This is a genomic window from Acidimicrobiales bacterium (genome assembly GCA_035540975.1).
Taxonomy (GTDB): domain Bacteria; phylum Actinomycetota; class Acidimicrobiia; order Acidimicrobiales.
Map to the genome: position 1 here is coordinate 1 of DATLFN010000164.1, position 20,302 is coordinate 20,302.

At 75.9% G+C, this 20,302-nt stretch carries 16 protein-coding genes and 2 rRNA genes; 3 read left to right on the forward strand and 15 right to left on the reverse strand.

What is annotated here, in order from left to right; all coding sequences use genetic code 11:
• Positions 1 to 1,607: CTP synthase (locus VM242_15950; GenBank protein ID HVM06651.1), on the reverse strand; the 1,607-nt coding region annotated here is incomplete at its 3' end.
• 67 nt (positions 1,608 to 1,674) lie between these two features.
• On the opposite strand from VM242_15950, the gene VM242_15955 reads away from it, so the two are divergent.
• The gene (locus tag VM242_15955; protein HVM06652.1) at positions 1,675 to 2,331 is read left to right on the forward strand and encodes a phosphatase PAP2 family protein; all 657 of its coding nucleotides are present in this window, start codon (positions 1,675 to 1,677) and stop codon (positions 2,329 to 2,331) included.
• 114 nt (positions 2,332 to 2,445) lie between these two features.
• Here the strand turns inward: VM242_15955 and VM242_15960 are convergent, their stop codons facing one another.
• Genes VM242_15960 through VM242_16000 form a run of 9 tightly spaced genes read right to left on the reverse strand, consistent with a single transcriptional unit; the run spans position 2,446 to position 14,088 of the window.
• A complete protein-coding gene (locus tag VM242_15960; protein HVM06653.1) occupies positions 2,446 to 3,291 on the reverse strand; it encodes a hypothetical protein in 846 nt (281 codons plus the stop codon).
• A complete protein-coding gene (locus tag VM242_15965; protein HVM06654.1) occupies positions 3,288 to 6,266 on the reverse strand; it encodes a glycosyltransferase in 2,979 nt (992 codons plus the stop codon). Before VM242_15965 ends, VM242_15960 begins: the two co-directional genes overlap by 4 nt.
• Positions 6,263 to 7,903 carry a lipid II flippase MurJ gene (locus VM242_15970; protein HVM06655.1) on the reverse strand — a complete coding sequence of 547 codons (1,641 nt, stop codon included), beginning with the start codon at positions 7,901 to 7,903 and terminating at the stop codon, positions 6,263 to 6,265. The genes VM242_15965 and VM242_15970 overlap by 4 nt, the downstream gene beginning before the upstream one ends.
• Before the next feature lie 44 nt (positions 7,904 to 7,947).
• Positions 7,948 to 8,880 (reverse strand): copper transporter, encoded by a 933-nt coding sequence (locus tag VM242_15975; GenBank protein HVM06656.1) that lies wholly within the window; start codon positions 8,878 to 8,880, stop codon positions 7,948 to 7,950.
• A 7-nt stretch (positions 8,881 to 8,887) separates the two neighbouring features.
• Positions 8,888 to 10,042 carry a putative cytokinetic ring protein SteA gene (gene steA, locus VM242_15980; GenBank protein HVM06657.1) on the reverse strand — a complete coding sequence of 385 codons (1,155 nt, stop codon included), beginning with the start codon at positions 10,040 to 10,042 and terminating at the stop codon, positions 8,888 to 8,890.
• Positions 10,039 to 11,655, reverse strand: coding sequence for a DNA repair protein RecN (gene recN, locus VM242_15985; protein HVM06658.1), 1,617 nt, complete (start codon positions 11,653 to 11,655; stop codon positions 10,039 to 10,041). The genes steA and recN overlap by 4 nt, the downstream gene beginning before the upstream one ends.
• Positions 11,655 to 12,503, reverse strand: coding sequence for an NAD(+)/NADH kinase (locus VM242_15990; GenBank protein ID HVM06659.1), 849 nt, complete (start codon positions 12,501 to 12,503; stop codon positions 11,655 to 11,657). The genes recN and VM242_15990 overlap by 1 nt, the downstream gene beginning before the upstream one ends.
• 2 nt (positions 12,504 to 12,505) lie before the next feature.
• Positions 12,506 to 13,315 carry a TlyA family RNA methyltransferase gene (locus tag VM242_15995; protein ID HVM06660.1) on the reverse strand — a complete coding sequence of 270 codons (810 nt, stop codon included), beginning with the start codon at positions 13,313 to 13,315 and terminating at the stop codon, positions 12,506 to 12,508.
• Positions 13,312 to 14,088: a hypothetical protein gene (locus tag VM242_16000; GenBank protein HVM06661.1), complete on the reverse strand. Its 777-nt coding sequence runs from the start codon at positions 14,086 to 14,088 to the stop codon at positions 13,312 to 13,314. The genes VM242_15995 and VM242_16000 overlap by 4 nt, the downstream gene beginning before the upstream one ends.
• 56 nt (positions 14,089 to 14,144) lie before the next feature.
• On the opposite strand from VM242_16000, the gene VM242_16005 reads away from it, so the two are divergent.
• Positions 14,145 to 14,921 carry a rhomboid family intramembrane serine protease gene (locus VM242_16005; GenBank protein ID HVM06662.1) on the forward strand — a complete coding sequence of 259 codons (777 nt, stop codon included), beginning with the start codon at positions 14,145 to 14,147 and terminating at the stop codon, positions 14,919 to 14,921.
• Between the two features lie 28 nt (positions 14,922 to 14,949).
• On the opposite strand, the gene VM242_16010 is transcribed toward VM242_16005, so the two are convergent.
• The gene (locus VM242_16010; protein ID HVM06663.1) at positions 14,950 to 15,702 is read right to left on the reverse strand and encodes an HAD-IIA family hydrolase; all 753 of its coding nucleotides are present in this window, start codon (positions 15,700 to 15,702) and stop codon (positions 14,950 to 14,952) included.
• Positions 15,703 to 15,832: 130 nt separating this feature from the next.
• Here VM242_16010 and VM242_16015 point away from each other — a divergent pair, with 130 nt between their 5' ends.
• Positions 15,833 to 17,035 carry a DUF1015 domain-containing protein gene (locus VM242_16015; protein ID HVM06664.1) on the forward strand — a complete coding sequence of 401 codons (1,203 nt, stop codon included), beginning with the start codon at positions 15,833 to 15,835 and terminating at the stop codon, positions 17,033 to 17,035.
• An 11-nt stretch (positions 17,036 to 17,046) separates the two neighbouring features.
• On the opposite strand, the gene VM242_16020 is transcribed toward VM242_16015, so the two are convergent.
• The 4 genes from VM242_16020 to VM242_16035 form a co-directional block, all read right to left on the reverse strand.
• Positions 17,047 to 17,391 carry a single-stranded DNA-binding protein gene (locus VM242_16020; GenBank protein ID HVM06665.1) on the reverse strand — a complete coding sequence of 115 codons (345 nt, stop codon included), beginning with the start codon at positions 17,389 to 17,391 and terminating at the stop codon, positions 17,047 to 17,049.
• A 105-nt stretch (positions 17,392 to 17,496) separates the two neighbouring features.
• Positions 17,497 to 18,315, reverse strand: a complete 819-nt coding sequence (locus VM242_16025) for a tetratricopeptide repeat protein (protein ID HVM06666.1) — start codon at positions 18,313 to 18,315, stop codon at positions 17,497 to 17,499.
• Between the two features lie 1,286 nt (positions 18,316 to 19,601).
• Positions 19,602 to 19,718, reverse strand: a 5S ribosomal RNA gene (gene rrf, locus VM242_16030).
• Between the two features lie 74 nt (positions 19,719 to 19,792).
• A 23S ribosomal RNA gene (locus tag VM242_16035) occupies positions 19,793 to 20,302 on the reverse strand; the annotation flags it as partial.

The following is a 20,302-nucleotide window of genomic DNA, read 5'->3' on the forward strand; positions in this document are numbered from 1 at the left end:
GGGTTGCGCCCCTCCGCCCGGTCGAGGGCGGCGCCCACCAGCTCGAAGAACAGCGGGTGGGGCCGGTCGGGACGGCTCTTGAACTCGGGGTGGGCCTGGGTGCCGATCCAGCAGGGGTGGCCGGGCAGCTCGATGAACTCCACCAGCCGGTCGTCGGGCGACGTGCCGGAGCACACCAGGCCGGCGTCCTCCAGGCGGTGGCGGTAGCGGGGGTTGACCTCGTAGCGGTGGCGGTGGCGCTCGTACACCACCGGCTCGCCGTAGGCCTTCTCGATCAGCGTTCCCGGCTTCAGCTTGGCCACATAGGCGCCGAGCCGCATGGTGCCGCCCATGTTCACCACCTCGCGCTGCTCGTCCATGAGGTCGATGACCAGGTGGGGCGACGCCGGGTCGAACTCACGGGAGTGGGCGGCCGGCAGGCCGGCCACGCTGCGGGCGAACTCGATGACCATCACCTGGAGCCCGAGGCACAGGCCCAGGCACGGGATGTCGTTCTCCCGGGCGTAGCCGGCGGCCGCCACCTTGCCGTCGATGCCCCGCTCGCCGAACCCGCCCGGGATCACCATGCCGTCGAGGTCGTGGAGCCGGCTGTCGGCCAGCATCCCGGTGACCTCCTCGGCCTGGATCCAGTCGATCTCCACCCGGGCCCCGTGGTGGAACCCGGCGTGGCGCAACGCCTCCACGACCGAGAGGTAGGCGTCGGGGAGGTTCACGTACTTGCCGATGAGGCCGATGCGCACCGGGGTGGTGGCCGCGTCGACGCGGTCGACGAGCTGCCTCCACCGGGTGAGGTCGGGCTCGGGAGTGTCCAACCGCAGCAGCCGGCACACCTCGTCGTCCAGTCCCTCGTCGTGGAGCACGAGGGGGATGGCGTAGAGGTTGCGGGCGTCGACGGCGCTGACCACGGCGTGGGTGTCGACGTCGCACAGCAGCGAGATCTTCCGCTTCAGCCCCTCCGAGAGGGGCTGGTCGGACCGGCACACGATGACGTCGGGCTGGATGCCGCGGCTGCGCAGCTCGGTGACGGAGTGCTGCGTGGGCTTGGTCTTCTGCTCACCGCTCGGGCCCAGGTAGGGCACCAGCGTGAGATGGATGTAGCAGACGTTGTCCCGGCCGGCGTCCTTGCGGAACTGCCGAATCGCCTCCAGGAACGGCAGGATCTCGATGTCGCCCACCGTGCCGCCCACCTCGGTGATGACGACGTCCACGTCGTCGGTGGCGAGGCGGAGGATGCGCTCCTTGATCTCGTTGGTGACGTGGGGGATGACCTGGACGGTCCTGCCCAGGAAGTCGCCCCGGCGCTCCTTGGCGATCACCGACTGGTAGATCGAGCCCGTCGTCGTGTTCGACTCCCGGTGCAGGTTCTCGTCGATGAAGCGCTCGTAGTGCCCGAGGTCGAGGTCGGTCTCGCCGCCGTCGTCGGTGACGAAGACCTCCCCGTGCTCGAACGGGTTCATCGTCCCCGGGTCCACGTTGATGTACGGGTCGAGCTTCTGCAGGGTGACCCGCAGTCCCCGGGCCTTGAGGAGGCGGCCGAGCGATGATGCGGTCAGCCCCTTGCCGAGCGACGAGGCCACGCCCCCCGTCACGAAGATGTGTTTCGCCACGGGATTTCACCCTACCCCACCGCCCCGCCCCCTCGGGTGGACCCACCCGGGTGCCTACGATGGGGCCGTGGCGCGCCCGCGGCGGCTGTTCTGGGTGGCGGGCGCGGCGGCGGGCGTGTTCGTCGTCCTCCTGCTGGCCGTGGCCGTCCACCGGGGCCCGCTGCCCCTCGACGGGACGGTCCGCGACTGGTTCGACACCATCGCCACCGCCGACAACCGCCACCTCGTCCTCCCCCTGGCCCGGCTGGGCGCCCGCGAGGTGCTGGTGCCGCTGCTGCTCGCCGGCGGCGCCCTCCTGTGGTGGCGGCGGCGCAACCCGGGGCCGATGATCCTGCTGGTGGGGAGCTATCTCGGCATGGCGATGGTGGTGGGGCCGGCCAAGAAGCTGATCCACCGGGCCGAGCCGTTCGACCTGCCCGGCGAGATCGGGCGCAGCTTCCCGTCGGGGCATGCCGCCCAGGCGATCCTCGTGTACGGGATGCTGGCCGCCCTGGCCGCCGCCGGGCCCGTCGGGCCACGGGTGCGGGCCGCCGCCACCGTGCTCCCCGTGGCGGCGTGCGCGGGTGTGGGCTTCGCCATGCTGTTCCGCAACGCCCACTGGTTGAGCGACATGGTCGCCGGCTACGCCATCGGGGTGGCCTGGCTGGCCGGCCCCCTGGCCGCCGCCGAGGTGGTGGCGCCGTGGATGCTGGGCCGCACCGCCGAGCCGGTCCGTTCGGGCTGAGCCGCCGGCCCACGTCGTCGCCTCGTTCTCCGGACCGCGGCAGCCGCTCTGCGGCGGGCCCGGTGCACGGAACCCTCGGGCACAGCCGGCTCCCGCTGAGGGCGAGGGCTGGGGCTAGGGACGCCGGCCCCAGCGGTCGACCGCCCGCAGCGGCGGCACGGCGTCGATCACCCGCCCGAACGACACCGCCTCGCTGGCCAGGTTGAGGGCGACGACGCCCACCAGCGCCGCCGTGCGGACCGCCGGACCGCACGCCAGCACCACGCCCAGGCCGACGGCGCCGCCGAGGGCGTTGGCCCCCGTGTCGCCCAGCATGAGGCGCTCCCGGAGGTCGTCGAGCAGGAGCCCGGCGGCGGCGCCCGCCACCACGGCCACGGCCGTGAGCTCGTCGGCCGCCGCCGTGGCCACGGCCAGGGCGGCGAAGGCCGCCACGCCCGCCTTGGTGGCCCGCCCCGGTCGGCGGTCGAACAGGTTGGCGAGGTTGGCGGCGAGGGCGACCAGAGCGGCGTCGCCCACCAGCTGGGCGAACGACGGGTCGGCGCCCCGGGGGGCCACGGCGACGGCGACGACGGCCACCGCCAACCCCCCGAACAGCTTCACGCCACCGGTGGTGAGGCGGCCGGCCGCCAGGGCGGCGAGATGTCCCCTGAAGCCCCGGGCGCCGCCGCCTCCGGCCAGGTCGTCGAGGAGCCCGACCAGGGCCATCCCCAGCACCACCACGACGACGGCGGCGCGGGGGGCATCGATCCCCTCCGCTCCCACCCCGGCGGCGCCGGCGACGATCCGGCCGCCCTCCACGACGAGTACGGCGAGGGCGACGACCAGCCCGGCCGCGGTGGGGACGTCGGCGTCGCGGAAGTTGCGCCGGAGCAGCGCGGGCGAGGCGAAGGCGGGGCGGAGGAGCACCCACAGCAGCCGGGCGACCAGGTAGCCGGCGACGGCGCCGAGGCCGACGGTCACGTGCCGGCGGCCATGCGCCGGGGCGGGGCCCCGACCGGGGACGGCCGGACGGCCGGCGCCCTGGGGTCCAGCACCAGGGGTGGGGCAGGGTCACGGTGGAGGGCGAGCAGGGTCAGGAAGGGGCCGACGAACACCAGGGCCAGCGCCGTCACCACGACGCCCGAGTCGTTGACGGCGTAGCCCACCACGCCGGCGCCCAGGACGCCGGCCAGGCCGGCCCGCAGCGCCGATCGCGGGGGGAGCAGCCGGTCCCAGCCCCGGGCCCACGCCAGCACGGCGAGCAGGTAGGCGCCGATGATGGGCACCATCCAGGCCCACACCGACCGGAAGGAGCGCAGGTTGGCGGACACCTTGCGGCCGACGGTGGTGCGCAACGGCTCGATCCCCTCGTCCGCCACCCGGGCCACCAGCTCACCCAGATGGGTGCGGGCTGCGGGCGGGCGGAGGAGGTCGATCCCGGTGGCGACCGCCAGCAGCACGGCCGCCGCCCCGCCGGCCAGGGCCACCGCCCGCAGCGACAGGCGGCGCCCCGACAGGGCGACGACGGTGAGGGCGAACACGGGCACGAGGGTGAGGATCCCGCCCACGTCGGACCCCAGCGACGGCGCGCCGTCGGCCAGGGCGACCAGGGCGAGGACGCCGGCCGCCGTGACCGTCGCCTCCGCCCGGCGCGGCGCGTGGTGGACGTGGAGGGCGACGGCGAGGACGGAGGAGGCGGCCAGGACGCCGAAGGCCGTGTTCCCCAGGCCCGTGAACCGGGCGGCGGTGTTGTACGAGTACCCGAGCAGGCTGGACGTCTGGAGGTGGCCGCCGGTGGCGAGGTCGCCGACCAGCAGCGCCACCGTGGCGCCCGACACCCAGGCCAGCGGCGCCAGCGGGCGCCCCCGCCCCGCTCGGAGGGCCAGGGCGGTGATGCCGGCCACCAGCGCGGCCAGCAGCGGCACGGCGCCCGCTCCCAGCACGGCGACGTCGGGGATGGCCCGCAGCAGGAAGGTGGCGAGGGGCCAGGCGCTCACGGCCACCGCCCCGCAGCGGAGGAACGCGCTGGTGCGACCGCGGCCCCCGAGGCGGGCGAACGCCACCAGCGCCACGGCGTACGCCGCGGCCTGGGCCATGATGAAGGAGGCGACGAGCGGGTAGTAGAGCGACTCCCGGAACGCCTCGTCACGGTCGGCGTCGCGCAGGTTGGCCAGGTCGACGGGGCGGGATGCGTAGCGCAGCGGGTGCCCGATCATCCCCTCGGGGACGGGCACGCCCACGGCGTCCAGCACCGTCGGCGCCACGTCGGTGAGGGCGACCACGCCGAGTCGGCGCGTGGACGGCGAGTGGAGGTAGCCGCGCTGCACGCCGGCGCCCGACGCCACCAGCGGCGTGAGGCTCCAGTCCTTGCCCGGGGGCGCCACCGACACCACCAGGACCAGGGTGCCCGGCCCGCCGAGATCGGCCACGGCACCGAGGATCCGGTCGGTGGACGCCACGGCCTGGCGGCGGGCGACGGCGGCCGCCGCCGGCGTGGACAGAGCGGCGAACTCGGCCGCCCGGTCCATGTCACCGGGGTCGACGACCACCACGTCGGCCGTCGACAAGGCGTCGGCCACCGCCCGGGCCACCGCCGTCGGGTCGGCCCGGAGGCCGAACGGGGCGGACGCGTCGCCGACCAGCAGTTCCTGGCCCACGTCGCCCGTCCCTATCCACCCTCGCCTGTCCATCACGGCCGCCGCCGCCGGTCGCAGGAGCACGCCGCGCCGGGGAAGGGCGGGAGGAGCGATGTCGGCGTTGCCGACGACCGCCGTCGTGACGTGGGCCCTGCGCAGGGCGTCGCCCAGGGCGCCGGGCATGCTCGGGAGGTTGCGGCCGTCGTTGAGGCGGGTGATGGCGGGGGCGCCGACGACGGCCACGCCCCCCGCCGCCGGCTTGCCGGTGCGCCGCTCGAGCGCCTCCGCCGCCGTGCCGCCCTCGAGCGGCGCCGACGCCTCGAAGGCGTAGCCGGCTCCGTCGTCGGCCCGCACCTTCGCCCCCGCCCCGAGCGTGGCGTACCCCTCGGCGGTAGTGGGGCGGCCGCCCAGGGTGCGGACCGTGGTCGCCGCCACGGCGCCGCCTTCCATCAGGCGGTCGAGATTGGGCATGGCGCCGGTCCCGACGTCGTCCCATCCGAGCTTGGGGACGCCGAAGATCACCACCTTGGACCCGCGACCGGTGGCGGGAGCGCTGGCCGCCTCCCAGCGGTCGCCCGACCAGAGCATGGCGGCGCCGGCGACGGCGACGGCCACGAGCACGAGGGCGACCCGCTGGCCCGCCGAGGTGAGCCGCGGCCACAGGGCACGGAGGATCTGGGCGCCCTGGACGGCCCGGTGGCGGAACCCGGCGAGGGTCCGGCCCGTGTGGCGGTGGTCGAGGTCGACGTCCATCTCCACCACCCGGGCACCGGCCCGCACGGCGTCGATGGTGAGGCCGGTCTCCAGCCCGAAGCGGGCCGCCAGCGGCAGCGACCGGAGCAGGTCGGCGCGCACCGCCCGCTGCCCCGACAGGGGCGCCCGGGGCACGAAGCGGCCGCCCGTGGCGCGGGCGATCCCGGCGGCGGCCAGCCGGCGGACGCCGCCGAGCCCGCCCCGCGTGCCGGCGGCGGGCAGGACGGCGATCGTCATGTCGGCCTCGCCGGCCCGCACGGGCCCGACCAGCACCCCCGTGCGGGCGGCGGTGGCGCCGAGGTCGGCGTCGGCCAGGAGGTAGATCCCGGCGTGGGGCGTCGCCTCCACACCGGCCCGCACCGCGTCGCCCTTTCCGACGTTGACCTCCAGGCGCACCACCCGTGCGCCGGCGGCCGACGCGGCGGCGGCCGTGCCGTCCGTCGACCCGTCGTCGACCACCACCACCTCGTCGACGGCGGCCACGCCGGCGAGGGCGGCGACCGTGGCGCCCACCGAGTCGGCGCGGTCCTTGGCCGGGACGAGGGCGACGACCGGTCCGGGTGTCACGCCGGTCGCCCTCGGGAGGCGAGGCGACCGGCGACGCCGGCCAGCTCCGGCGAGCGCAGCACCCACAGCACGCCGGCGCCGGCGGCCACGGCCAGGGGGCCGGCGACGGCCACGTCGGCGAGCGCACCGGCCCGGCCGCCGCCGCCCACCAGTGAGGCGCCCCCGGCGGCCACGGCGGCCACCGCGGCCGCGGCGGCCACGGCCCGTCCCACCGCCGGTGCCAGGCGCACCGCCGGCGGCACCCGTCGCCGGAGCAGGCCGTACATCACGAACGCACCGGCCGTCATGGCCGCCGAGTGGGCGAGGCCGAGGGCGACGACGCGGCCGGTGCCGGAGGCGGCGGCCGAGCCCGCCACCATCGCCACCACGCCGCCGGCCGCCACGCCGAGGCCCACGAGGGCGGGCAGGCGGGCGTCGCCCGCCGCCGTGGCCGCCCGCACCAGCAGTTGGAACGCGGCGTACCCGCCCAGCCCGACGGCGTAGGCCGCCAGCACGCGTCCGACCAGGGCGGCGTCGCCGGCGTCCAGCTCTCCCACCCGCACCAGGTCCAGCACGGGCGAGGCGAGGGCGGCCAGCAGGGCGGCCGCCGGCAGGACCAGGGTGAGCATGCGGCCGAGGCCCTGCCCGAGGTCGGTGCCGAAGTCGTCCCACCGCCCGGCGGCGGCGGCCGACGACAGGCGGGGGTGCAGGGCCGTGAACACCGGATGGGCGACGAGCGCGAACGGCAGCAGGAAGAAGGTGAAGGCGATCTGGTGGGCGACGACGCCGCCCTCGACGCCGTTGGCGAGCACGAGGGTGACGGCGAGCAGGACCTGCACGGCGGCCAGGAGCAGCACCCCCCACGCGCCGGCCCGGGCCAGGGCGCCCAGGCCGGGGTGGCGCGGGTCGAGGCGCGGCCGCAGGCGAATGCCCGCCCGGGCCAGCGCCGCGACGGGGACGGCGGCCATGGCCACGACGCCGGCCGTGGTGCCCACCGCCAGGAGGATGGCCGGTCCGGTGCCCAGGCCGAGCCCGCGCTCGCCCGGCGAGGTGACGGCCACGAAGCCGAGCATGGTGAGGGTGACCACCACGTTGTTGGCGACGGGGGCGAAGGCGGCCGCCGCGAACCGCCGGCGGGCGTTGAGCAGGGCGGTGGCCACCGCGCCGGCCGCGTAGAGGAGCATCTGCGGCAGGAAGAACCAGAGGAAGAAGGCGCCGAGCCGCACCTCCCGGGCTCGGACGGCGGGGTCGTCCACCCCGGCCGTCAACAGCCGCATCAGGGCGGGCCCGGCCAGCGCCATGGCCAGCGCCAGGGCGCCGAGGGCGGCCAGCGTGACGCCCAGCAGGGCGCCCGCCAGCCGCTCCGCCTCGCCCGGGCGCCCCCCGTCCAGGAGGCGCACGAATGCGGGGACGAGCGGCGCGGCGAGCAGGCCGGCGGCCAGGAGCTCGAACGTGATCGTCGAGACGAGGTTGGCGCTGTGGTAGGTGTTCCCGAGGTAGGTCGCGCCCAGGGCGCCGCCCACGGCCAGCACCCGCACGAAGCCGGTGAGGCGCGACAGGGCGTTCCATGCCGAGATCCCCAGGGCGGCCCGGCCCAGCCCGGCCCCTCCGGTGGGCCCCGCGTCCACCGGCGCCTCGCCGTGCGCCGGCGCTGGCATCACCGGGGCGACGGTCCCCACCCCGTCCGCTCGCCGGGGCTGCGTCATCCCGCCGTCTCCGGGACCAGGCGCACCGCCCCCGGCCCCGACCCGTAGTGGCCCACCTTGGCCGAGCCGAGGTCACGAAGGGCGAAGACGGCCGAGAACCGGCCCCGCCAGTCCTCCAGGTTGTCGACGCTCGACAGCAGGGGCGCCGCCGGTCCGGACCGGAGAGGCCCGACGAAGACGCCGGCGTGCTCGGGCGGCGCGGCGCCGGAAACGTCCTCGCCGGCCTCGACGGCCAGCACCCGGGCCCGGGCTCCCTCCGCCAGCTGGGTGGCGAGAGGCACGGCCAGCTGCTCGTTCGGCACCTCGGCCCTGCCGCCGGACACCACCACGAACCGGGTCGACCCGGTGGCCAGGGCGGCCGGGTCGACGGGCGCCCCGGCGGGCGCCTCGAACTCGACGAAGGCGGCGTCGCGCAGGCGGGCCACGAGCCCCGTCGCCGTCTGCCCGGTGAGCTCGGAGACGAGCAGGTCCACCAGGTTGCGGCGCACCACGTCGCCGCTGCGGGGCGCCACCCCGAGGAGGTCGGCGAGGGCCACCGCGTCCTCGTCCTTGTCGAGCCGCATCTTGGAGGTGAACCAGACGGTGCCGACCAGGTCGGCGTCGGCGGCGTTGAGCGTCTGGCGGAACGCCTCGACCGGCCCCCGGTCGATCCCCTGCACGCCGATCACCAGGACCGGCACCCCGTCCAGGCGCCCGGCCACCGCCTGGTCCCGCGCCTGCTCGGTGAACGTCGCCCACTCCGCCAGCTGGCGGCGCAGCTCGGCGTTCTCGGTGTCGGTGGCGTCCAGCCGGTTCTCCACACCCGCCAGGCGGTCCTCCAGCAGGTCGACGGTGGCCCGGTCGACGACGCTGGCGCCGACGGCGATGCCGATCCCGAGGGCGAGGAACACGGCGGTGAGGGAGACGAGGTGGAAGCGGAAGCTGATCATCGGGGCACTAGTGGGTGAGCGAGCGCCACGCCTCGCGCACCAGGAGCCAGAAGCTGTCGAGGAACACCCGCGGGAACACGGCCACCACCACGACGACGAAGCACAGCATGGCGGCCAGCAGGAAGAACACCAGGTCGGCCTTGCGGATCCGGCTCTGGTACAGCTTGCTCACCCCCTTGGCGTCCACCAGCAGCTGGCCGACCTTGAGGCGGGTCAGGAAGGTGGACGCCATGCCGGCCCGGCCCTTGTCGAGGAACTCGACCATGGACACGTGGGTGCCGACGGCCACGATGAGCTCGGCGCCCTTCTCGAAGGCCAGCAGCATCGCCGCGTCCTCGCTCGTGCCCATGGGCGAGAAGGTGTCGTACTCCAGCCCCATCGCCTCCAGCCGCGCCGCGCCCGGCGCCTGCCCGCCCCGGTACGAGTGGACGATCAGCTGGGCCCCGCAGCCCAGGGCGGCGTCGGAGACGGAGTCGAAGTCACCGAGGATGACGTCGGGGCGCAGGCCGAACTCCAGGAGGGCGTCGGCCCCGCCGTCGACGGCGAGCAGCACGGGGCGGAGGTCGCGGACGTAGCTGCGCAGGTGGGCCAGGTCCTCTCGGTAGTCGAAGCCGCGGACGACGATCAGCACGTGGCGCCCGGCCATGTCGACGGCCAGGTCCGGCATCACGGGCGACGTGAGGACCATGTCGTGCTCGTGGCGCAGGTACTCCAGGGTGTTGGAGGCGAACAGCTCGAGCGCCTCGCCCATCGTCTCCCGGGCCGCCTCGTAGTCGCGCCGCAGCGACGCCAGGTCCTGGCGCACGCCCCGGCCGACGATCGCCCCGTCGACCCACACCTCGTCGCCGTCGACGCGCACGGTCTGGCCGTCGCCGACCAGGTCCATGACGTGACGACCCACGCCGTCCAGGAGCGGGACCCCGGCCTCCGCCAGCACCAGCGGGCCGCCGTTCGGGTAGCGCCCGGAGAGCGACATCGAGGCGTTGACGACGGCCGCCACCCCGCAGCGCACCAGCGCCTCGGCGGCCACCCGGTCGAGGTCCTCGTGGTCGATGACCGCCACCTCGCCGGGCTGGAGCCGCTTCGTCAGCTCCTTGGTGCGCCGGTCCACCCGCGCCACGCCCATCGGCACCAGGGGCGTGGCCTGGCGGCGGGACATCATCGGGCCCGGTCCTCGGCCGCCGCCGCCAGCAGCTCCTCGGCGTGCCCGCGCGCCGCAGCGCTGCGGGGGTGACCGGACAGCATCCGCGACAGCTCGACGACCCGGTCCTCGCCCGACACGACCGCCGCCTCGGCCACCGCCCGCCCGGCTCGCTCGACCTTGCGCACCGCCAGCTGAGCGTCGGCGAAGGCGGCCACCTGGGGCAGGTGGGTGACCACCAGGACCTGGCGGGCGCCGTCACCGCCGCCCGAGCGGGCGGCCAGGGTGGCCAGCCGCCGGCCCACGGCGAGGGCCGCCTGGCCGCCGATCCCCGCGTCCACCTCGTCGAACACCATCGTCGGCGGCGCCTGGGCCTCGTCCAGCACCAGGCGGAGGGCCAGCATCGTGCGGGCCAGCTCGCCGCCCGACGCCACCCGGGCCAGGGGCAGCGGTTCCTCGCCCGGGTTGGCCGCCAGCAGGAAGGTGACGTCGTCGCCCGGGTCGCCGGCGCCCACCCGCACCTCCAGGCGGCCCGACGGCAGGGCCAGCTCCCGCAGGTGGGCCTCGACGGCGCGCCCCAGGTCGGGCGCCGCCGCCCGCCGGCGGGCGCCCACCACCGCCTCGGCCCGGGCGAGATCCGCCCGCGCGGCCGCCCGCTCGTCCTCCAGCCGTCGGGCCCGCTCGGTGTGGTGCTCGATGGCGCCGAGGCGGGCCCGGGCCTCGTCGGCGAAGCGGACGACGTCGGCCAGGGACTCGCCGTACTTCCGCCGCAGCTCGTGCAGGGCGCGGCGGCGGGCCCGGACGGCGGCCAGCCGCTCGGGGTCGTCCTCCAGCGACTCGGCGGCGGCGCGCAGCTCGGCGGCCACGTCGGCCGCCTCGGCGGCGAGCGAACGGAGCCGGGTCTCCAGATCGGCCAACGGCGGCCGGCCGGCGACGGCGGCGACGGCCCGGCCCACCACGTCGCCCTCCCCCTCGTCTCCCCGCAGCAACGCCGCCGCCAGCGCCGCCGCGTGGCGCGATGCGGCGGCGTCGGCCAGGGCGTCCTCCTCCGCCTCCAGCACCGATTCCTCGTCGGGGTCGCCGATGGCGGCGGCGTCCAGCTCGGCCAGCTGGAAGCGGAGGAGGTCGGCCTCGCGGGCGCGCGTCCGCTCGTCGCCGCCGAGGTCGGCCAGCGCGGCGTCCAGCTCGCGGACCCGCAGCCGGGCGGCCACCAACGGCCCGTGGTCGACCCCGGCGAAGGCGTCGAGGGCGGCCCGCTGGGCGGCGGCGGCCAGCAGCGACTGGTGGGCGTGCTGGCCGTGCAGGTCGACCAGGCGGCTCCCCGCCTCGGCCAGGGCCGCCACCGGCGCCATGCGCCCGTTCACGTACGCACGCGACCGGCCCGACGCGGGTACCGCCCGGGCCAGCACGACCTCCTCGTCGTCGACCGAGAACCGGCCCTCGACCCACGCCTCGTCCGCTCCGGACCGCACGAGCACGCCGTCCGCCCGGCCGCCCATCAACAGCTCGATGGCCTCCACGAGCATCGTCTTCCCGGCGCCCGTCTCGCCGGTGACCGCGGTCATCCCGGGGCCCAGCACGACCCGCAGCTCGGCGATCACCCCGAGGTCGCGGACGGCCAGCTCCACGAGCATCAGCGGCCCAGCCCGAACTTGGCCTTGAGGATCTGGTGGAAGTCGCGGTCGGCGAAGGTGACGAAGCGGGCGTCGTGGGGCGCGGGCCGGCACGCCACCGAATCGCCCGGCACCAGCGGACCGACGTCGCGCCCGTCCAGCACCAGCGCCGCCGGGCGGCCGTCCAGCAGCTCCACCTCGAGCAGCTCCTCGGGGCCGAGCACCACCGAGTGGGCGAACAGGCTGTGCGGCGACACCGGGGTGACGACGACGGCCCGCAGGAGGGGCGACAGGATCGGGCCGCGCGCCGAGAGGTTGTAGGCCGTCGACCCCGTCGGCGTGGCGACGATGAGGCCGTCCGCCGCGTAGGCGTGGAACGGCTTCCCGTTCACCCGGACGGAGATGCGAACGGTGTGCCCCGACACCGTCTTCTCGAGCACGGCCTCGTTCAGGCAGGTCCGGACCTCGGTGGTGCCGGCCGACCGGACCTCGACCTCCAGCGCCATCCGGTTCTCGACTCGGTGGTCGCCGGCCAGGAAGCGCTCCAGCGCCCCCGCCAGGTCGGCCGGATCGACGTCGGTGGTGAGGTAGCCGAGGTGGCCGATGTTCACGCCCAGCACGGGCACGTCCGAGCCGGCGACGAGGGCGACGGCGTGGAGCATGGTCCCGTCTCCGCCCAGGCTGACGACCAGGTCGAGGTCGGCGCTCAGCTTCTCGACGGGGTAGGCGAGGCCCTCCAACTCCCCGGCGGCGTCGTCCTCGGGGACGCGCACCTCGTGCCCCCGCTCCCCGAGCCAGCGTGCGGCGGCGAGCGCCACCTCCACCGCCTCGGGGCGGACGCGGTGGGGCACGAGGGCGACGGCGGCCACCGCTACGCCCGCCCCGCGTCGGACACCACGGCGTCGAGGTCCACGGCCGCGGCGGCGGCGTCGCCCGCGTGGGCGACGAAGTGGGCCAGGAACTCGACGTTGCCGTCGGCGCCGGTGAGGGGCGACACCATGGCCCCCATCATCGCGGCTCGCTGTGTCGTGAGGGCGGAGCGCACCTCCTCGAGCACGCGCCGCCAGACGGCGGCGTCGCGAATGACGCCCTTACCCCGAGCCGCCTCGGCCCTTCCTGCCTCGAACTGGGGCTTGACCAGGACCACCACGTCGGCGCCCGGCTCGGCGTTGGCACCGACGAGGGCCGGCGCCACCGTGCCCAGGGAGATGAAGGAGAGGTCCGCCACCACCAGTTCGACCGGGCGGGGCAGGACGAGGTTCCGCACGTTGGTGCGGTCGAGCACCGTCACCCGGGGGTCCGCGCGGACGCGCTCGTGGAGCTGGCCCGTGCCCACGTCGACCGCAACGACCGATGCGGCGCCCCGTTGGAGGAGGCAGTCGGTGAACCCGCCGGTGGACGCGCCGGCATCCAGCGCGGCCCGGCCGGCCACCTCGACCCCGAAGCGTTCCAGGGCGGCGTCCAGCTTCTCCCCGCCCCGCCCGACGAAGCGGGGCGGCGGGCCGAGGAGCTCCACCGGCTCGGCCGGCGACACCAACCGGGACGACTTCTCCGCCGGCGCGCCGCCCACCAGCACGCGGCCCTCCTCGATGCGGGACCGGGCCTGCTCGCGGCTGGGCGCCAGGCCCCGCCGCACCAGCTCGGCGTCCAGGCGCCGGCGGCCGGCGGGAGCCGCGCTCAGCCTGTGTCGGCGCCGGGCGCCGAGCCGGACCGGCGCGGGGGCGCCTTGGCGGCACGCGCCGCCGAGCCCGGCGGGGCCTTCGCCGCCTTGGTCGCATTGGCCGCCTCGGCGGTGCTCGCCGACGCGGAGGCCGCACCCCTTCCGGTTCCGGTGCCACCGGCCCTGGCCGCCTTCGCCGCGCTGGCGGCGGTGGGGGCGGCAGGTGACTCCCCGGCCGCCTTGGCCGGCCGTGGTGTGGCGGGAGGCTTCCCGGCCGCCTCGGCCGCGGTGGCCGCCGTGCCCGCCTTCGGCACGCCGGCCGCCGTCCCCGCCTTGGCGGCGGCGGGTGACTTCCGGGCCGCCGTGCCCGGCGGCGGTGTGGGCGGCGTCGCTCCGGGAGGCCCGGCCGCACGCTTGCGCCCGGCGGCACTCGGCCCCGTCGCCGCGGCCGCCGGAGGCGTCGCGGCCGCCGCCTCCCCCGCCGTCACCGGCTCGCCCGTCGCTGCGGCGATCCGGGCGGTCAGCCGGGCCTCGAGGGCGGCCAGGTCCGCCTTGGTGGCGAACCCCATGGAGGACAGCTGCTCGGCGATCTCGCCGCGAATCGACGCCGCCATGTCGCCGGTCCCCTTCCGGCTGCGCTCGAGCAGGTCCTCCACCCGCTCCTGGGCGTGCTCGCGCTGCACCTCGCCCGCCTTCACCAGCTCCTTGACGATGGCCTCGGCGCGAGACCGGGTCAGCTGGGTGAGGGCGATCCCGGCCTCGATGTACCGGCGGAGCGGATCGCTGTCGCTCATCGGACCGATCCTAGTGCCGAGGCGGCGCCAGGCGGTCCCGCTAGCCTCGGCCCACCGTGCTGCCGCTGAAGGACGAGAACCCGACCCGCAACACGGCCGTGGTGACCGTCGTCATCATCGCCATCTGCGTCGGCGTGTGGGTCCTCGTGCAGCAGGCCGGGCAGAGGGAGGACAACGAGGAGTTCACCTTCGAGACGGCGGCCATCCCCTGCGAGGTCGTCCAGGGACGCCCGCTCGCCGTGGAGGAGATCCGCGACACCGTCCGGTTCGGCGACGACACGGCGTGCACGTCGCTGCCGTCGACCCGACCGTACTTCCCCGACAAGAACGAGTACCTCGCCCTCGTGTACTCGATGTTCATGCACGGGAGCTGGATCCACCTGCTCGGGAACATGCTGTTCCTGTGGGTCTTCGGCAACAACATCGAGGACCGGCTGGGAGTGGCGAAGTTCGTCGCCTTCTACCTGGCCGCGGGGATCGCGGCGACGGCCGCCCACATCGCCGTGCAGCCCGACAGCACCGTTCCCCTGGTGGGCGCGTCGGGAGCCATCGCCGGCGTCATGGGCGCCTACCTCGTGCTCTATCCCAACGTGCGGATCAGGTCGCTGATCCTTCTCGGCTTCATCGTCCTGTTCCGCGACATCGCCGCCAAGTGGCTGCTCGGGATCTGGCTGGTGTCGCAGTTCTTCATCAACCCGAACGAGGGCGTGGCGTGGATGGCCCACGTCGGCGGCTTCGTCTTCGGCGTCCTGGCCGGCCTCCTCCTCCGGGCGACGGGCGACCCCGAGGAGCGGTACTACAACGCGCCCACGCCGACCCCCTGGCGCTACTGACCGAGCGGCGCCGCCACCGCTGCCGCCGTCACGACTCGCCCAGCTCCCGGGCGACCACGGCGGCCAGGTCGTCGGCCACCACGTCGGGAGCGGGCTCCACCGGGAGGTCGGCGGCCTCCGTCACCCCGCTCAGGACGAGGGCGAACCGGGCGCCCATGTTCCTGGCCAGCATGCCGTCGGTCGACGGGCGGTCGCCCACCATCACCTCGACCGGGCCCACCCGCTCCTTCACCAGGGCGACCATGGCGTCGTGGGGCTTGCCCGCCACCTCGGGCGCGGCCGAGGCGGCGTAGGCGACGGCCGCCAGCAGGGCCCCACCGCCGGGGATCTCGCCCTCGGGAGTGGGGTAGGTGGCGTCGTCGTTCGTGCCGATGAGGCGGGCGCCGGCCCGGACGGCGGCCGCCGCCACGGTGAGGCGCTCGTAGTCGAACTCCGAGTGCCAGCCGACCACGACGGCGTCGGCCCGGCCCCCGGTGACCGGCTCGACGCCGCGGTCGGCGAGCGCCTCCTCGACGCCGGGGCCGGCGCACACCAGGGCCGTGGTCCCGGGCTCCAGGAGGGAGGCGGCCGCCTGGGCCGACGTCACCACGTCCTCCGGCTCGGCCGGCACGCCGGCATCGACCAGCTTGGCGACGTAGCCGGCGACCCGCTTGTTGGAGTTGTTGGTCAGGAACACCACCCGGTGGCCGGCGCCACGCAGGCGGGCGACGGCGTCCGCCGACCCCGGGATCGGCGTGTCACCCCGCCACAGCACGCCGTCGAGGTCCACCGCCCAGGTCATGGCCGCCATGGTGGTCGCCCAAGCGTCCCGGGTACCAACCGGCGACCGGACGACGTCGCCGCCAGGGACGGGGAGCCGGGCGTCGGTTTCGCCACCCGAGGGACTTTCCGGCCTGTGCTACGCATGGGACGTGCCCCGCTTCCAGCCCTTCGCCGGTGTGCGCTACGCGGCGCCCGACGGCCGCCTCGACGACCTCCTTTGCCCGCCCTACGACGTGATCACCCCGGACGAGCGGGCGGCGCTGGCCGAGCGCAGCCCGCACAATGCCGTCCGCGTCGAGCTGCCGGTCGACGAGGAGGGGCGCGACCGTTACGAGGCGGCGGCGGCGATCTGGGCGCAGTGGATCGCCGCCGGGGTCCTGGCGGTCGACGACGAGCCGTCCTTCTACGTCTACCGGATGGGCTATCACGACGATTCCGGCACGCCCCGCCAGACCACCGGCGTGATCGGCGCCCTCGAGCTGTCGACCCTGGACGAGGGCGACGTCCTGCCGCACGAGCACACCACGCCGAAGGCCCGCGCCGACCGGCTCGACCTGCTGCGGGCGTGCCGGGCGAACCTGTCACCGATCTGGGTGCTGTCGACCACGCCCGGCCTCACCGAGCTGTGCGAGCTGGCCACCCCTCCCGACGCCAGGGCCACCGACACCGACGGGGTCCATCACCGGCTGTGGCGGGTGACCCGACCCGGCGTGGTCGACGCCATCGCCGCAGCCGTCGCCGCCTCACCCGTGATCGTGGCCGACGGCCACCACCGCTACGAGACCGCGCTCGCCTATCGCGACGAGCGGCGCGCCGCCACCAACGGCGCCCCCGGCGGGTACGACGCCGTCATGGCCTGGGTGGTGGAGGCGCGCGAGGACCAGCTGACCGTGGCACCGACGCACCGCCTGGTCTCGGGCCTCCCCGACGGCTTCGACGTGCCCCGGGCCCTGGCCGTCCACTTCGACCTCCAGGCCGCCGACGGCGATCCGGCGGACCTCCCGGCTCGCATGGCGGCCGAGGGTGCCCTGGCCCTCGGCACCACCTCGGGCTGGTGGCTCCTCCGGCCCAAGGAGGCGACCGAGGCCGCGTCCGAGCACGCCCTCGACTCCAGCCGCCTCGACGTCGCACTCTCGATGTTCCCCCCCCACACCCTGGCGTACCAGCACGGCGTGGCCGAGTCGGCGGCGGCCGTGGCGAACGGCGATGCGCAGGCGACGATCCTGATCAGGCCGGCCACCGTGGACCAGATCGCCGAGATCGGCCACGGCGCCGCCCGCATGCCGGCCAAGACCACGTTCTTCACGCCCAAGCCGCGCACCGGCATGGTGTTCCGCTCCGTCGAGGGCTGACCGACCGGGCCTCAGGCGGTCTCCAGGCGGGCGGCCACCCTGCCCACGGCCGCTCGCACCCGTCGTGCCTGCGAAGCCGGCACCACCGTCTCGGCCACCACCTCGGTGCGGCTCTGGGTCGAGCCGCCGGCCCGGAAGAAGCGCCGGCGCACCCGCCCCACGACCACCACCTCCTCGTCGACATCCAGCTCGCGGGCCGCCGCCGGGGCGTCCGACCACACGACGGGCGCCGACTCGGCCCGCTCGCCATCCCGAGGAACGGACACCTCGAGCTCGACCAGCTCGTCGCCCGACGGCAGCGACCGCACGGCGGCCGGCCTGGTGAGCCGGCCCCGGAGGACCACGATGTTCGTCACGACACCTCTCCTTGTTCGCACCTTGCGCACGGGGGAAGCGCCGGCGACGACGCTAGCGGGCGGGTGTGACAGGCGGTTCGTGGGCACCGACGGGCACCACCACCGTCACACCAGGGCGGCGAGGCGGTCGGCCGTGTCGAACAGAGTTGGGTCGGTGTCGAGCACGGTGGCGAAGAGCGCCCGGGCCCGGGGGACGTCGCCGGCCCGCTCGTACAGGTCGGCCAGGGCGTACCAGGTCCGGAGGTGGTGCAGCGGCGGGGGGCGCTCCTTCGTCTTGGCCTGCTCCAGCAGGGCGATGGCGGCGGCCAGCTGGCCCTGGTCGGCCAGCGCACCAGCCATCACGATCCGCCCCTCGGCGAGCAGCTCGGCCGGCGGCGACGCCCGGCGCAGCTCGTCCCACACCCGCTCGGCGTCCTTCCAGTGCCGCAACGCCCGGTGGCAGTCGGCGAGGACGGGGTGCTGGTCGTACGAGGCGGTGAGGGCGTGGAAGGCCTCGAGCTCCTTGATGGCGAGGGGCCAGCGGCCGAGGCGGTACAGGGTGAGCCCGTGCAGCTCCCGCACGGTGGCGGACAGGGGGGCGGCCCGGGCCAGCGGCCGGAGGGTGCGGAGCGCGTCGGCGTAGCGGTCGCGCTCGTAGGCCTTGATCGCCTCGGACAGGCGGTGCTGCACCCGCTCCGCCCCCGTGCGCCCCACCGCGTCGGCCAGCTCGGCTCGGACGTCCTCGGGAACGGCGGCGGCTCGCCGCCGCGGTCTCGCCTCCGACGGGGCGGCCGCGTCCGACGGGGCGGCCGCCTCCGCCTCGTCCTCGATCCAGACCTCGGGTTCCCACTCGGGCCGCTCGGCGGTGCGGTCCCGTCCGGTTGTGTCACCCTTCCACCGGCCGTCGTCATAGGCGGTGACGACCCGGGCGCCCTTGCGCGCCACGCTTCCCCGAAAGCGCCTCGCCGCGTCGTCGGGCTCGACCGAACGGCCACGCGCCACCGCTCGCCGCGCCTCGGGCGCCAAGCGGCCGCCGGGGGCCGCCGGGGTGTCCTGCCGTCGCCGGGCGGCGGCCGGGCGGCGCCCCGGCACGCCGGGGGGGCCGCCCGGCGTCGTGTCGCCCGAACCCGCCCGTCGGTCGTCGACGCGCCGCGACGACGGTGGACGGCCGGCGCCGCCACGGCCGGCGCCCGCTGCGGTCCCCGGGCGGCCCGACCCCGTGCGCGAGCCTCCCCCGGGACCGTCGGGACGGCCGGCGCCACCACGACTGCCGCCCGAGCGCCCGCCCGCGGCGGCCGCAGGTCGCCCGGTCCCCGTGCGGGAACCTGCACCCACGCCGGACGGCCCGCCAGCGCCACCACGGCTGGCGGCCGCTGTGGGGCGGCCGGTCCCCGTGCGCGAGCCCGGGCCGGCGGGACGGCCGGTTCCCGTGCGGGAGCCTCCGCCGGGACCGGCGGGACGGCCGGTTCCCGCGCGGCTGGCGACCGCAGCCGTCGAGCGGGGCCGTGCCGCCCCGGTGGCGCCGCCGGCTTCGGAACGAGGACGGTCCGCCGTGCGACCACCGCCTCTCGGCGATGCCGAACGGTCACTCGTTCGGCTGGGGGCGCCGGCGGCCGTCGGCCGCCGGGCACCGCTCTGGCCCTGGCGCGGCCAGTGGCCGCCGCCCGGAGCCGGCCCGTCGCCCGGCGGTGGCCGGAGGCGACCGGTCGCGGTGGCGCGCCGGGCACCGTCCGCCGCAGCCCTGGCCCGCGGTGGCCCGCCGCGCCGGGCGGGCGGGCCGGCGGGCACCGCCGACCGGGCCGGGGTCCGGGTGGGGCGTCGACCGGCGGCACCCGCCTCGTCCCGCTCCTGCCGGAGCGCACCGGTCGACCGACCGGTTCGGCGGGCCGCACCGCTGGCCGGGGCCGGACCGCCGGCGGCCGATGGGCGCTTGCGCACCGCACCGGAGCTTTCACGACGCTCGCCGCCGCCCGTCGCCGACTTCTCTGCGGGCCTCGGCCGCCCCGCGCTGCGCCCCTTCGACGCGCCCGTCCCTGCGCTGCCGGCCTTGCCCGGCGCTGCCGGTCCCGCGGCGCGACCGCCGGCCCGCCCCTCGCCCGCGCCGCGGCGGGCGCCGGCGGACCCGGCCCCGTCGCGCGGGCTCGGGGAACGCTTCGGTTCCCGGGGCGGCATGTGCGGCAGCGTACTCGGAACGCAAAGAAGCCCCCGCCGAGGCGAGGGCTTCAGAAGAAATCCGGCGGCGACCTACTCTCCCAGGGGGTTCCCCCCCAAGTACCATCGGCGCTGGCGGGCTTAACTTCCGTGTTCGGAATGGGAACGGGTGTGACTCCGCCGCTATGGCCACCGGAAACCGGTGCTCAGGTTGTCAAAGAGGGACGAGGCACAGGCCTCCCCAAGCGTTCCATAGCGAGCACGAGCGAGTTTGTCCCAAGCCCTCGGCCGATTAGTACCGGTCGGCTGAACACATTGCTGTGCGTACACCTCCGGCCTATCAACGTGGTCGTCTGGCCACGGGCCTTACCAGGTTAACCCTGTGGGAATCCTCATCTTGGAACGAGCTTCGCACTTAGATGCTTTCAGCGCTTATCCCTTCCGCAGGTCGCAAAGCAGCGGTGCCCTTGGCAGGACAACTGCCACACAAGAGCTGCGTCCGTCCCGGTCCTCTCGTACTAGGGACAGCCTTCCTCAGGATTCCTACGGCTGCATCGGATAGGGACCGAACTGTCTCACGACGTTCTAAACCCAGCTCGCGTACCGCTTTAATGGGCGAACAGCCCAACCCTTGGGACCGGCTTCAGCCCCAGGATGCGACGAGCCGACATCGAGGTGCCAAACCTTCCCGTCGATATGGACTCTTGGGGAAGATGAGCCTGTTATCCCCGGGGTACCTTTTATCCGTTGAGCGACGGCGCTTCCACACGCAACCGCCGGA

Coding starts and splice junctions, on each gene's coding strand:
- VM242_16000 (HVM06661.1), bottom strand. CDS start 14,088: ATGAGCGACAGCGATCCGCTCCGCCGGTACATCGAGGCCGGGATCGCC.
- VM242_15975 (HVM06656.1), bottom strand. CDS start 8,880: ATGATCAGCTTCCGCTTCCACCTCGTCTCCCTCACCGCCGTGTTCCTC.
- recN (HVM06658.1), bottom strand. CDS start 11,655: ATGCTCGTGGAGCTGGCCGTCCGCGACCTCGGGGTGATCGCCGAGCTG.
- steA (HVM06657.1), bottom strand. CDS start 10,042: ATGATGTCCCGCCGCCAGGCCACGCCCCTGGTGCCGATGGGCGTGGCG.
- VM242_15970 (HVM06655.1), bottom strand. CDS start 7,903: ATGCCAGCGCCGGCGCACGGCGAGGCGCCGGTGGACGCGGGGCCCACC.
- VM242_16010 (HVM06663.1), bottom strand. CDS start 15,702: ATGACCTGGGCGGTGGACCTCGACGGCGTGCTGTGGCGGGGTGACACG.